At 62.3% G+C, this 13,387-nt stretch carries 12 protein-coding genes; 5 read left to right on the forward strand and 7 right to left on the reverse strand.

Annotation, left to right across the window (positions count from 1 at the left end; genetic code table 11):
- Window positions 1-29: 29 nt before the first annotated feature.
- Both KTN04_RS11500 and ppx read right to left on the reverse strand, forming a co-directional pair.
- Window positions 30-992 carry a hypothetical protein gene (locus KTN04_RS11500; protein ID WP_217335379.1) on the reverse strand — a complete coding sequence of 321 codons (963 nt, stop codon included), beginning with the start codon at window positions 990-992 and terminating at the stop codon, window positions 30-32.
- A complete protein-coding gene (gene ppx / locus KTN04_RS11505) occupies window positions 992-2,506 on the reverse strand; it encodes an exopolyphosphatase (RefSeq protein ID WP_217335380.1) in 1,515 nt (504 codons plus the stop codon). The genes KTN04_RS11500 and ppx overlap by 1 nt, the downstream gene beginning before the upstream one ends.
- Window positions 2,507-2,693: 187 nt before the next feature.
- Here ppx and trxA point away from each other — a divergent pair, with 187 nt between their 5' ends.
- From trxA to KTN04_RS17295, 4 genes are all read left to right on the forward strand, one after another.
- Window positions 2,694-3,020: a thioredoxin TrxA gene (gene trxA / locus KTN04_RS11510; protein ID WP_106591462.1), complete on the forward strand. Its 327-nt coding sequence runs from the start codon at window positions 2,694-2,696 to the stop codon at window positions 3,018-3,020.
- Between the two features lie 217 nt (window positions 3,021-3,237).
- Complete coding sequence (rho, locus tag KTN04_RS11515) at window positions 3,238-4,497, forward strand: transcription termination factor Rho (protein WP_217335381.1); 1,260 nt, start codon at window positions 3,238-3,240, stop codon at window positions 4,495-4,497.
- A gap of 117 nt (window positions 4,498-4,614) precedes the next feature.
- On the forward strand, window positions 4,615-6,090 hold the full coding sequence (ubiD, locus tag KTN04_RS11520) for a 4-hydroxy-3-polyprenylbenzoate decarboxylase (protein ID WP_217335382.1): 1,476 nt from the start codon (window positions 4,615-4,617) through the stop codon (window positions 6,088-6,090).
- A 45-nt stretch (window positions 6,091-6,135) separates the two neighbouring features.
- Complete coding sequence (locus KTN04_RS17295) at window positions 6,136-6,900, forward strand: NAD(P)H-flavin reductase (RefSeq protein ID WP_217335383.1); 765 nt, start codon at window positions 6,136-6,138, stop codon at window positions 6,898-6,900.
- An 85-nt stretch (window positions 6,901-6,985) separates the two neighbouring features.
- Here the strand turns inward: KTN04_RS17295 and KTN04_RS11530 are convergent, their stop codons facing one another.
- The 4 genes from KTN04_RS11530 to hemC are packed head-to-tail and all read right to left on the reverse strand — an operon-like array spanning window position 6,986 to window position 11,207.
- Entirely contained in the window at window positions 6,986-8,230 is a 1,245-nt protein-coding gene (locus KTN04_RS11530) for a heme biosynthesis HemY N-terminal domain-containing protein (protein ID WP_217335384.1), read from the reverse strand.
- Window positions 8,231-8,233: 3 nt separating this feature from the next.
- Complete coding sequence (locus KTN04_RS11535) at window positions 8,234-9,487, reverse strand: uroporphyrinogen-III C-methyltransferase (RefSeq protein WP_217335385.1); 1,254 nt, start codon at window positions 9,485-9,487, stop codon at window positions 8,234-8,236.
- Between the two features lie 15 nt (window positions 9,488-9,502).
- Window positions 9,503-10,276, reverse strand: coding sequence for a uroporphyrinogen-III synthase (locus KTN04_RS11540; RefSeq protein ID WP_328515983.1), 774 nt, complete (start codon window positions 10,274-10,276; stop codon window positions 9,503-9,505).
- Window positions 10,269-11,207, reverse strand: coding sequence for a hydroxymethylbilane synthase (gene hemC / locus KTN04_RS11545; protein WP_217335386.1), 939 nt, complete (start codon window positions 11,205-11,207; stop codon window positions 10,269-10,271). The genes KTN04_RS11540 and hemC overlap by 8 nt, the downstream gene beginning before the upstream one ends.
- A gap of 182 nt (window positions 11,208-11,389) precedes the next feature.
- Between hemC and argH the strand changes: the two genes are divergently transcribed.
- Complete coding sequence (gene argH, locus KTN04_RS11550; protein WP_217335387.1) at window positions 11,390-12,787, forward strand: argininosuccinate lyase; 1,398 nt, start codon at window positions 11,390-11,392, stop codon at window positions 12,785-12,787.
- Window positions 12,788-12,870: 83 nt separating this feature from the next.
- On the opposite strand, the gene KTN04_RS11555 is transcribed toward argH, so the two are convergent.
- Window positions 12,871-13,386: a glycine cleavage system protein R gene (locus KTN04_RS11555; RefSeq protein ID WP_217335388.1), complete on the reverse strand. Its 516-nt coding sequence runs from the start codon at window positions 13,384-13,386 to the stop codon at window positions 12,871-12,873.
- Window position 13,387: the final 1 nt, after the last annotated feature.

Genomic DNA, 13,387 nt, shown 5'->3' on the forward strand with positions numbered 1-13,387 from the left:
GCTGATGCAGGGCGTTTTCGTTTCCGGGCTCAGCCGGCGTGGACGGGGCGCACCAGCCAGTGCTGACGCCGGAGTCGGGGCAGCAGGCGGCTGAGGGTCGCGATCACCAGCAATGAAAAGACCAGTCGGGCCCAGAAGACGCCCGACAGATCGGCACCGATCAACAGTACCAGCAGGGTATCTTCGATCAGGCTATGGCAGAGCCCCAGCAGGCTGATGGCACAGAAGATGTCAGCCGGTGCGATATCCCCCCGTTCCGCCTCCCGTATCAGCAGGCCGCCACCGTAGGCCAGGCCCAGGGTCATGCCGATCAGCGTGATCGACAGGGCGCCGGGGGCGATACCGATCAGCTTGAGCACCGGGCGCAGCAGCCATGCCAGTAGGCGCTCAACCCCCAGTAGTCGCAGCAGCCGGAGGGCGGTCATCAGCAGCAGAATCACCAGTGCCGTCCAGGCCAGGGTCTCCAGCTGACTCAGGGCCCAGCCCTGCCAGCCGTCATCGACCGGTGCCGGACTCCAGGGCGCCTGATGCACCGACTGCAGGGTGCCGCTGAGGGCATAGCTGTGGTGCAGCACGATACCCAGCAGAATGCCGCCGCCAATGCGCAGCAGCAGTTGCGGCAGCAGGCGGCAGCCGGCTTTCTGGGCCACGCGGGCCTCGACCGGCAGGTTATGGGCGCTGAGCAGCAGCGTGCCCAGTACCGTGACCTGGGCCAGGGTCCAGCTGTCGGTACCGGCGGTGGAAAAGAAAATCACTACGCCGGTGTAGATGTTGGTCAGCAGGGTGGTTGCCCAGATCAGGCCGGCTTCCGGTGGCAGCCCCATCCAGCCCATCACCGGTGCCAGAGCCTGACTGAGCAGCTCCGCCGCACCGAGTTCGGTCAGCAGCTTCACGACCAGAATGGCCGGGATCATGATGCGAAACAGGGTGAGGATCACCCGGGCGCTGTCGCCGAGAATCTCGCGACAGGCGGTGAGCAGTGCGGCTGCCATCAGGACACCTTGAGCTTGAAATCGATGTTGCGCAGGTAGTTGGCTTCCTGGTCCAGGTCGGCACGGGTCAGCGGATGGTGCGCCAGCCAGCCGGCCGGGAAGCTGAGTTCGATCCGGTTGCCGTCGGCTTTGAGGGTGAAGGCCGGCAGGCGCGCCTTGCTGCGGCTGCGATGCAGGATCACGGACAGGCGCAGCAGCAGGCACAGGCAGCGGTAGGGCCGGCGCAGCGCCGGCGGCAGTTGGCGATAGTCGTCTTTGGGGAACTTGCGCCGGTGACTGCGCACGAGGAAGGCCAGCAGTTGCTGCTCCAACTGGGTGAAACCGGGCAGGTCGGAGTGCTGCAGCAAATAGGCGCTGTGCTTGTGGAACTGGCTGTGCGAGACGGCCAGGCCAATCTCGTGGCTGCGCGCGGCCCAGCTGAGCATCTCGTGATACACGCCGCTGGTCAGGTCCCAGCTGTCCTTGACCTGGGCCAGCGCGATCAGGGCCGTGGCCTCGACCCGGTTGGCCTGCTTGCGGTCGACATGGTAGCGCTTGGCCAGGGCGTTGATGGTGCGTTCCCGCACGTCTTCGTGGCGCAGGCGACCGGCCATGTCATAGAGCACCCCTTCGCGCAGGGCTCCCTCGGAAAAGCTCATTTGCTCGACGCCAAGGGACTCGAACAGGGCGCTGAGAATGGCGATGCCGGCCGGCAGCACCGCGCAGCGCTCAGGCTTGATGCCGTCGATCTGGATCTGATCGCAGTGGCCCTGTTCGATCAGAAAATCGCGCAGCCGGTGCAAGGCCTCGGCGGTAATCATCTCGCTGCTCAGGCCCAGGGAAACGCAGGCCTGACGGGCGGCCTTGACCGTGCCCGAGGCCCCGACACAGCTGTGCCAGCCTAGGCGGCGGTAGTCACGGCGGATTGCCAGCAGTTCGCGCAGCGCCGCGGTACGGGCGTGCTCCATGGCCTCGGCGGTGATCCGTCCATCGGCAAAGAAACGGTCGGTATAGCTGACGCAGCCCATGTGCAGGCTTTCACAGACCCGGGGCTCGAAGCGTTCACCGATGATGAACTCGGTACTGCCGCCGCCGATATCCACCACCAGGCGGCGTCCGGCATCATCGGCCAGTGTATGGGCCACACCCAGATAGATTAGGCGTGCCTCTTCACGGCCGGCAATCACTTCCACCGGCGTGCCCAGCAAGGCCTGGACGCGCTCAATGAATTGACGGCGGTTGTGAGCCTGGCGCAGGGCGTTGGTACCCACGATCCGGATCGACTGGCGCGGCAGCTCACCAACGCGCTGGGCAAAACGGCTCAGGCATTCCAGGCCGCGAGTCATGGCTGCTTCGGTCAGGTTGTCATCCTCATCCATGCCAGCCGCCAGCTGCACTTTCTCCGACAGTACATCTAGGGTCTTGAGCTCGCCGGCAAACAGCTGGGAAACAATGATGTGGAAGCTGTTTGACCCCAGGTCGATGGCGGCCAGCAGGGATGAGTCGGTGGCGGGGGGCGATTCCTGAACGTGCATTGGGAGGTGTCCTCTGTCTCAGCGCATACCAACCGATCAACATACCGGGGATGCCGTGGCGGGCGCTACCTTTTTTGATGACAGCGCCGCGCGGCGGGGCGTCGGTGCGAATCTGGCGGTTGAGTGTAGCAGGTGTTATCATCGAAAAACTGTTTCTAACGCACCGGGTGCACTGGAGAATCTATCCATGAGTGAAAATATCGTCAATGTAACTGACGCCTCCTTTGAAGAAGATGTCCTCAAGGCTGACGGCGCTGTCCTGGTAGACTACTGGGCCGAGTGGTGCGGACCTTGCAAGATGATCGCACCGGTTCTGGAAGAGATCGCCAAGGAGTATGCGGGCAAGCTGAAGGTCTGCAAACTGAACATCGACGAAAACAACGAAACACCGCCGAAGTTCGGTATTCGCGGCATCCCCACCTTGATGCTGTTCAAGGGCGGCAACGTCGAAGCTACCAAGGTCGGCGCACTGTCCAAGTCCCAGCTGGCCGCGTTTATCGACGCCAACCTCTGATGGTGGCTGCGGGCGGAAAGACGCAACCCCGCATGATTGCGCTTTTCCGCCACTTCTGCTGGACAGTCCCGATTTTACCTTTTATAGTGTGATTCACTTATCAGCCCGGCGGTCCATGGCCCGGGTGTCACAGGCAACACCTTGAACCTTTATTCTTCCGACTAACCGTCCGGTTTCCATCCGTAACCAGCCGACTCTGTGCTGCTTCCTGAAAATTATGAATCTTACCGAACTCAAACTGAAAAGCGTTCCGGAACTTCTGGATATCGCCACCGAAATGGGCCTCGACAACATGGCCCGCTCCCGCAAGCAGGATGTGATCTTTGCCATTCTCAAGAAGCACGCCAAGAGCGGCGAAGACATCTATGGTGATGGCGTACTGGAGATCCTGCAGGACGGCTTCGGCTTTCTGCGCTCTGCCGATTCCTCCTACCTGGCCGGCCCCGACGATATCTATGTGTCGCCGAGTCAGATCCGCCGCTTCAACCTGCGTACCGGTGATACCATTGCGGGCAAGATTCGTCCGCCGAAGGATGGCGAACGCTACTTTGCGCTGCTGAAGGTCAACGAGATCAACTATGACCGTCCGGAAAACGCGAAGAGCAAGATCCTGTTCGAAAACCTGACGCCGCTGTTTGCACAGCAGCGTATGCGCATGGAAATCGGCAACGGCAGTACCGAAGACCTGACGGCTCGTGTCATCGACCTGGTCTGCCCGATGGGCAAGGGCCAGCGTGCCCTGATCGTGTCACCGCCCAAGGCGGGCAAGACGCTGATGCTGCAGAATATTGCCAACAGCATTACCCGCAACAACCCCGAATGCTATCTGATCGTGCTGCTGATCGACGAGCGCCCGGAGGAAGTGACTGACATGCAGCGTACCGTACGCGGCGAAGTGGTGGCCTCCACCTTCGATGAGCCGCCGTCACGCCACGTGCAAGTCGCCGAGATGGTGCTGGAAAAGGCCAAGCGCCTGACCGAGCACAAGAAGGACGTGGTCATTCTGCTGGACTCCATCACTCGACTGGCGCGTGCCTACAACACCGTGATCCCGTCGTCCGGCAAGGTCTTGACCGGTGGTGTTGATGCCCATGCCCTGGAGCGCCCCAAGCGCTTCTTCGGTGCGGCGCGCAACATCGAAGAGGGCGGCAGCCTGACCATCATCGCCACGGCGCTGGTCGACACCGGCTCGAAGATGGATGAAGTGATCTTCGAGGAGTTCAAGGGCACCGGCAACTCCGAGGTGCATCTGGACCGCAAGGTCGCCGAGAAGCGTGTGTTCCCGGCGATCAACATCCGCCGCTCCGGTACCCGTCGTGAAGACCTGCTGACCACTGAAGACGAGCTGCAGCGCATGTGGATTCTGCGCAAGCTGCTGGATCCGATGGAAGATGCTGCCGCGACCGAGTTCGTGGTCGACAAGCTGAAGGACTTCAAGACCAACGACGAGTTCTTCCTGTCGATGAAGCGCAAGTAACCGGTCGCACGGCACTGCTGTGAACCGAACCGATGCAAAAAGGGTAAGCTGAGACTTACCCTTTTTCATATCCGGGGCCTGCTGCCGCTCCGGTGTCCAGTCTGAAACGAGCACATCATGGCGACACCCAAATACAAGGACCTGCGCGATTTCATCCACATGCTCGAGGCGCGCGGCGAGCTCAAGCGCATCAGCCACCCGGTCGATCCGGTGCTGGAGATGACGGAAATCTGTGACCGTACCCTCAGGGCTGGGGGCCCGGCGCTGCTGTTCGAGAACCCCAAGGGCTATGACATGCCGGTGCTGGGTAACCTGTTCGGTACCCCGGAACGTGTGGCGCTAGGTATGGGCGAAGAGTCGGTGTCGGCATTGCGTGACGTGGGCAAGCTGCTGGCACAGCTGAAGGAGCCCGAGCCACCGCGGGGCATGAAGGATGCCTGGGACAAACTGCCGCTGTACAAGCAGGTTCTCAACATGGGGCCGAAAAGGGTGCGCCGGGCACCCTGTCAGGAGGTGGTGCTGGAAGGAGACGAGGTTGACCTGAGCCGCATCCCGGTCCAGACCTGCTGGCCCGGGGATGCCGGCCCGCTGGTCACCTGGCCGCTGGTGATCACCCGTGGGCCGGACAAGCCGCGTCAGAACCTGGGCATCTACCGTCAGCAGGTGATCGGTCGCAACAAACTGATCATGCGCTGGCTGGCTCACCGGGGCGGCGCGCTGGACTTCCGCGAATGGAAGCAGACGCATCCGGGCGAGAAGTTTCCGGTGGCGGTCGCCCTGGGGGCCGATCCAGCGACCATTTTGGGCGCGGTGACGCCGGTGCCCGATACCCTGTCCGAGTATGCCTTTGCCGGCCTGCTGCGCGGTGGCAAGACCGAGGTGGTGCAGTGCCTGGGCTCGGATCTGCAGGTACCGGCCAGTGCCGAGATTATTCTGGAAGGCTATATCGACCCCGACGAGATGGCGGACGAGGGGCCCTTTGGTGACCACACCGGTTATTACAACGAGGTGGATTCCTTCCCGGTATTTACCGTGGAGCGTATTACGCGGCGTAAGGATGCCATCTACCACAGCACCTACACCGGTCGGCCGCCGGATGAACCGGCTATCTTGGGGGTGGCGCTGAACGAGGTGTTCGTACCGATACTGCAAAAGCAGTTCCCCGAAATCGTTGATTTCTACCTGCCGCCGGAGGGCTGTTCCTACCGTATGGCGGTGGTTACCATCAAGAAGCAGTACCCGGGGCATGCCAAACGCGTCATGTTGGGCGTCTGGTCATTCCTGCGTCAGTTCATGTATACCAAGTTCGTCATCGTCTGTGATGACGATGTTAACGCGCGCGATTGGCAGGATGTTATCTGGGCCATCACCACGCGCATGGATCCTCAGCGCGATACGGTGATGATCGACAACACGCCAATCGATTATCTCGACTTCGCCTCGCCAGTATCGGGGCTGGGGTCGAAAATGGGCTTGGATGCTACCAACAAGTGGCAGGGAGAAACCACCCGTGAATGGGGCGAGCCGATCCGCATGGATCCGGCCGTCAAGGACAGGGTTGATGCCATCTGGGACCAGCTGGATATCTGTTAAACGTACTATTCCGGGCGCACAAGGCGTCCGGTCAGGAGTCAATACGTGTTTGCTGTAACCAAGAAACATTGTGACATCACCGGCTTTGAAGCATTGAACCATGATGTCTTCCGGGTGCGTCTGCGTCTGGAAAGCACCGATCATGACAACATGCACTTTCATGCCGGCCAGTATCTCGACCTGTGCCTGCCGGAAGGTAAAAAGGCGTCTTTCTCCATCGCCTCGGCTCCCGATCAGGGGCGCGATCTGGAGCTGCATATCCGCCAGGTACCGGGCAGCGAGTTCAATGCCATGATCCTGGACCATCTGCGCACCCAGAGTGCAGTGGATGTGGAACTGCCCAAAGGCACCTCCTGCCTGGATGCGTACGGGGTCGACACCAAGACACGCTTCATCTTCGCCGCCGCCAGCACCGGCTTTGCCCAGATCAAGAGCATGGTCGAGCACCTGCTGGCGAACCAGGTCGGCAATCCGATCGATATTTACTGGGGGGCCCGCGTTGAGGCCGACATCTATCTGGAAAAACTGCCGGAGCAGTGGGCGCACGAGCACGCCAATGTCCGTTTTGTGCCGGTGGTCAGCGAGCCGGACAACAGCCCGGGCTGGGAAGGCCGTACCGGCCTGATGCCGGATGTGCTGGCGGCCGAACTGCAGCAGGTGGATGAGCACCTGGCGGTGTACGCCTGCGGTTCACCGGGGATGGTGCATGCGCTGGTGGATCGCCTGGAAGAAAAGGGTGTTGCGGAAGCGCAGATTCATTCTGATGTCTTTGCCTGGGCGCCGCGCCCGGCCAAGACGGCCAGTGTCTGAGCCCGCTCCTCCGACGCGATGGCTTGAATGCAGGTGCAAAAAGGGCAGCTTCAGCTGCCCTTTTTCGTGTCCGCGCCCGGCCGGTTCAGTCCGTTTTCTCCGGCAGCGGCAGGCTCGGTAGGCCGGGTGCCAGGCGTCCGAGCTGGGTCTGCATTAATTGAGCGGCGCGTTCGGTTTCGCCCAGGTGATGCAGCAGGCGCTGTAGCTCGCTGAAGGTGTCCTCGCGCGGGTCCAGCTCGAAGCTGCGTTCGAAGTGGCTGATGGCCTGTCCCCAGTGGGCATTGCGCATGCTCAGGCGGCCCAGGGTCAGCTCCAGCTCGGCACAGTCCGGGTGCTTTTTCAGCCAGCCCTTGGCATTTTCCAGTTGTTGGTGTGCGTCCTGTCCGGCCAGCAGGCCATAGCATTCAACCAGGCGCACATCCCAGTGGCGCTTGATCAGGTCGAGCAATACCTTTTCTGCCTCGGCTTCGGCTCCGATCTCGCGCATCAGTTCGGTGTAGCGACCGACCAGTTCGCTGTCACGTTGCAGATGGACAGGTATGGCCTGCCAGCTGCGGCTCAGGGCCTGTAGCTGCTGCTGAGCATCAGCATCACCCTCCAGCGTGGTCAGACTCTGTTGCAGGCGCTGCAGGTGGCACTGGTGTTCCAGCGCATTCAGGGCCTCGGTATCCAACACATGCTGGCGCTTCAGCTCCGGCAACAGCTGGATCAGTGATAGCCAGTCTTCCAGCTGCACATAGACCTGCTGGAGCAGGCGCAGGACACGGGTGTTCTTCGGGGCCTGGCGGCGCAGGCTGATCAGGTTGGCCAGGCAGGGTTCCAGCTGACCGCGATCCAGCTGCAGCTGCGCCTGTGTCAGGCCAATGGCCACCTCGGCTTCAGGCGTGGCTTCACGTGCCCGCTGCAGTAAGGCGTCGGCGCCCGTGCTGTCGCCCTGTTCCTGAGCGGCACGTGCGGCGGCCATGTAGTTGATCGCCGGCAGGTCGGAGCGCTCGGCGGCTTGGCTCAGGAAGCGCTGGGCCTTCCACCAGTTGCCTTCAGACAGCGCTACCATGCCTTTGAGCGTTTTTTTCTGGCTGATGCGCTGGCTGCGACGGCTCTGCCAGTTGCGTACCTTGGCGCCCGGCAGGCGGGCTCCGGCAATCAGGTTGAGCAGCCAGTGCCCCAGAGCAAAACCGACGATGAGCAGCAACAGCAGTACCCAGAGGCTGGTTTCGATTGTGGTTTGCTTGTAGGCCAGCAGCACGTAGCCCGGGTCCTGTACCATCATCTGGCCCAGCCAGGCGCCGGCCACGAGGAAGATCAACAGAAAGACAAACAGCTTTTTCATCGATCAGCCCTCCGCTCGCAGGTCCTGCATCTGGCGCAGGTAGGTTTTCAGGCTGGTCAGCGAGCCGGAGATGTCCGGCAGTTCCGGGGCGACATTGACACGCTGCAGCTCGCTCAGTCCACGCAGCATGGCCTGGGTGGTAGCGTCCTTGGGATTGAAATGGCTGCCGATCCAGTCATGCGCCTTGGCCAGGCTGGCATCGAAGGCCTGCTGCTTGCGCTGCAGCAGCGCCATCTGTGCCTGCTCCAGCATCAGGTGCAGGTTCTGTTGCAGGAAAAAGGTCTGTTCCGGCGACATCAGCGGCTTGACCGGTTCGTCATGGTGCTGGATCACGACCAGCGTTTCGAACTTGTCCACCGCCTTGTTCCAGCTGGCCTTGATGCCGTCGCCCCAGGACTGCTCGACCGCTTCTGGGGTGATTTCTTCCAGCAGGGAGGGCAGCTTGCGCTTGTCGGTGATCGGAGTGACGCGCAACTCGTTGACCTGGCGGTTGAGGGCCGCCAGCTTAAGGAAGACGCCCTCGGTATCCAGGGTCGGCACGGCCTCCAGTGCCGCAATATCTTCGGCCAGCGCCTTGCGCACGTCATACAGGGTTACGTCGTCGGCGTCACGCAGGCTCTCGTCCGCCGATTTCAACAGCGTCAGGGCGCCGGCAGCGGTTTGTTCCATCAATACGCGCTGGTTGGCCAGGCGCAACAGATATTCCACTTCCGCCAGCAGCCAGTCTTTGCGGCTCACTTCCGCATCCGCCGTCACCTGCTGAATGCTACGGGTCAGGCGGTTCTGGAGTTCATCGATATTGGCCTTGTCGGCTTCGGCGCGTGCCTGCAGCTGGCCCAGTTGCTGGCTGACATTGGCCACGGTCTGCGCCGCTTCGGCACGGCCGTTGGCGACCAGGGTTTCCACTTTTTGGCTGATCCGTTCCTGCAGCTGGGTGTTCTGCTGTTTCAGCTGCCAGCCTTCCCAGGCCATATAGCCGCCACCGCCCAGTGCGATAAAGGACAACACCAAGGCCAGCTTGCCGGGCCAGGTGGCGCCGCGGCGCTTGTCGGTTGCGGCGGTTGCCGGCTCGGCCGGCGGCGGTGATGCAGGACCACTTTGGTAGACCGGCGGGTCTTCACTGCGCACTTCATCGGCGGCGGTGTCGGGCCGGGTGTTGGCGGGAGAATCGGTTTCGGTGCCGGTCGTAGACGGAGTGTCGTCGGGCAGCGAGGCGTTGTTATCCTTGTCTTGGTGTTCGTTGCGCTTGTCTGTCATGCCGTGTTCCGATGGTCAGGCGGGTAGCAGGGCCCCGACCATCGACTGGTCGTCCGGTCCCTGTGCTACCCGGATTCGTTTGCATCCCAGCGAACGGGCCAGCTCGGCAAGGCGGGCACTGGGAACGATGATCAGGGTGTCGGTCAAGATGTCGGTGGCAGGCGCACACAGCTGCAGCAGATTGCGCAGCGCTTGACCGCTGGTGATCAGGATAGCCGATAACGGTTGAGCATAAATAGTACTTTGGATAATCCCATTTGGATGTGCGGGGCAGGCGCGGCGGTAGATATGGGCACAGTCGACCCGGGCACCGCGTTGTCGCAGGGTATCGGCGAGCAGTTCGCGGCCGCCCTCGGCACGCAGAATCAGGACCCGTTCACCGTCCAGTCGTTGCATCGACGGGTGCGCCAGCAGGGTCTCGGAATCGAAGCCGCCTTCGGCGTGCCAGGCCGTGAAGCCCAGTCGCTCAAGGGTGTCGCGGGTTTGTTGACCGATGCCAACCCAACGCACGCCCAGCGGCAGCTGGGGCCAGTATTCGTCGATCCAGTCGGCGCCGATGCGGGCGGCGTTGGGGCTGACGAAGATCACATCACGGTACAGGTCCAGGTCGAGGATGCAGGTCTTGCACTGCTGGAAGTCGGCAGTGTCCGCCGCGGTGGTAGGCAGAATCTCCAGCAGCGGCAGGGCCACGGCCTCGGCGCCCAGCCGCTGCAGGCACTGGATCTGGTAGGCGGACTGGTGGGCCGGTCGGGTAACCAGCACCCGCTGGCCCTGCAGCGGTTTAGCCACGTTCGCTGTACACCTCACGCAGAATCTCGTCGGCGCCGGCTGCCAGCAGGCGCTCGGCCAGGGTAATGCCCATGGCTTCCGCTTCGGCGCGGGGGCCGCGAATTTCGTCCCGTAGGACGCGGGTGCCGTCCGGACGGCCGACCAGGCCGCGCAAGTAGAGTGCTTCACCGGCATCATCCAGCACCGCATAGCAGCCGATCGGCACCTGGCAGCCGCCTTCAAGGCGGCGGTTGAGGGCGCGTTCGGCCAGTACGCGGCTGGCCGTATCGGCATGGTGCAGCGGTTTCAGCAGCGCGATCAGTTCGGCGTCATCATTACGGCATTCGATGCCGACCGCACCCTGGCCACCCGCAGGCAGGCTTTCCTCCGGTGTGATCTCCTTGCGAATGCGTTCATTCAGCTCCAGGCGCATCAGGCCGGCGGTAGCCAGTATAATGGCGTCATACTGGCCCTCATCCAGCTTGCGCAGGCGGGTCTGCACGTTGCCGCGCAGGAAGTTGACCTGCAGATCGGGGCGGCGCTCGCGGATCTGCACTTCACGGCGCAGGGAAGAGGTGCCGACAACGGCACCTTCCGGCAGTTCGTCCAGGTTGTTGTACCGGTTGCTGACAAAGGCGTCTGTCGGACGCTCACGCTCGCAGATCACCGGCAGGCCGAGGCCTTCGGGAAACTCCATCGGCACATCTTTCATCGAGTGCACGGCGATGTCGGCGCTACCATCGAGGAGGGCGTTTTCCAGCTCCTTGACGAACAGGCCCTTGCCGCCGATCTTGGCCAACGGGGTGTCGAGGATCTTGTCGCCGCGGGATTCGATCTTCAGCAGCTCGACCTGAATCCCCGGGTGGTGCCGTTCCAGCTCCGCCTTGACATACTCGGCCTGCCAAAGGGCCAGCAGGCTGCGGCGGGTGGCGATGCGGATGGTGCGGGACATGTGACTCTCCTTATGCAAGCGACAACCCGACATGCGGGAAAATAAACGCGATTGTACCAGAACGTCGCCAACATCGGCCAAAGGCGGTGGGGACAAGACTGACGGCGGGCAGGGTTGCTATAATCGGGGCCAAACAGACAGGGCCGCTGCAGTGGCCGCATCAGTAGCAGGAGACTTCCGGCATGAGCCAGACAACCAATCAGCAGTGGGGCGGCCGTTTCAACGAGCCGACCGATGCCTTCGTGGCCCGTTTTACCGCGTCCGTCGATTTTGACCAGCGCCTCTACAAGCAGGATATTCAGGGTTCGGTTGCTCACGCGCGCATGCTGGCTAAGGTCGGCGTACTGACCGAAGATGAACGTGATGCCATCATTCGCGGCCTGGGCGAGATTCGGGTCGAGATCGAGCGCGGTGAATTCGAATGGTCGGTGGCGCTGGAAGACGTGCACATGAACATCGAAGCGGCGCTGACCAAAAAGATCGGCATCACCGGCAAGAAGCTGCACACCGGCCGTTCGCGCAACGACCAGGTGGCCACCGACATTCGCCTTTACATGCGTGACGAGATTGATCTGATCCTGAGCGAAATCAGCCGCCTGCAGCAGGGTCTGTTGGATCTGGCCGAGCAGGAAGCGGACACCATCATGCCCGGTTTCACCCACCTGCAGACCGCTCAGCCGGTGACTTTCGGTCACCATCTGCTGGCCTGGTTCGAAATGCTCAGCCGCGACTACGAGCGCTTTGCCGACTGCCGCAAGCGCGTCAATGTGATGCCGCTGGGTGCGGCGGCGCTGGCCGGGACGACTTACCCGATCGACCGTGCCTACACCGCCGAGCTGCTGCAGTTCGACGCCCCGGCCGGCAATTCGCTGGATGCGGTCTCCGACCGTGACTTCGGTATCGAGTTCTGCGCTGCCGCCAGTGTGCTGCTGATGCATATGACCCGGATGTCGGAAGAGCTGGTGCTCTGGACCTCGGCCCAGTTCAACTTCATCAATCTGCCGGACCGTTTCTGCACCGGCTCCTCGATCATGCCGCAGAAGAAGAACCCGGACGTGCCGGAGCTGGTGCGTGGCAAGAGCGGCCGTGTGTACGGTCACCTGATGTCACTGCTGACGCTGATGAAGTCGCAGCCGCTGGCGTACAACAAGGACAACCAGGAAGACAAGGAGCCGCTTTTCGACGCCGTGGATACGGTCAAGGGCTGCCTGCGCGCCTTCGGTGACATGGTGCCTGCGATCGAGTCGCGCAAGGACGAGATGCGTGAAGCGGCCCGTCGCGGTTTCTCCACCGCCACCGATCTGGCCGACTACCTGGTGCGCAAGGGCGTGGCCTTCCGTGATGCGCACGAAATTGTGGGTTTGTCTGTGGCCTACGGCATCAAGACTGGCAAGGACCTGTCCGATATGACGCTGGACGAGCTGCAGCAGTTCTCCGATACCATTGAGCAGGACGTGTTTGAAGTACTGACGCTGGAAGGTTCGGTGGCGGCACGTAACCATATCGGCGGTACCGCGCCGGATCAGGTACGTGCCGCGGTGATTCGCGGTCGTGATCTGCTGGCGGCGCGCGCCGACTGATTCATAATGCCGAGGGGCGGATCCCGAGTGGTCCGCCCCGATGTACCAAAACCGCCCTCGGGCGGTTTTTGCGTTTTTACGGCCTAGCGCAGGGTGATATCCACCATCAGATCCCCCGCGATCGCCTCCAGCGCCTGCTGCAGCTCGTCCGGGTCCAGGTCGGCCGGAGCCAGCAGCTCCGCTTCCGCCTTGAACAGCTCTTCCGCCGACATCGAGCCCGAGGTCAGCTCGGTGCTCAGGCGTTCCACGTTGATATGACGAGCGGCGAGGGCGTGGGAGATCTCGCGCACAATGCCCGGCTTATCGTGCCCGACCAGTTCCAGCACCATCGGCTGCATTGCGGCGGCGGGAGGGGGCTCCTCGCTATGCTCCACGGTGACTTTCAGGCCCTGTTGGGCAAGCCCCTGCAGGGCCTGTGTCAGCGCCTCGACTTCGGTTTCAGGTACCTGGGTGATCAGAATGCCGGCGAACTTGCCACCCAGGCGTGACATGCCCGATTCCAGCCAGTTGCCGTGATGGTTGGCGATGGTGTGGGATAGTAGCCCCACCAGGCCCGGCTTGTCCGGGCCGATAACGGTAAGCACCAGTGATGTCAGCATG

Source organism: Marinobacterium weihaiense, assembly GCF_019061305.1.
GTDB lineage: Bacteria > Pseudomonadota > Gammaproteobacteria > Pseudomonadales > Balneatricaceae > Marinobacterium > Marinobacterium weihaiense.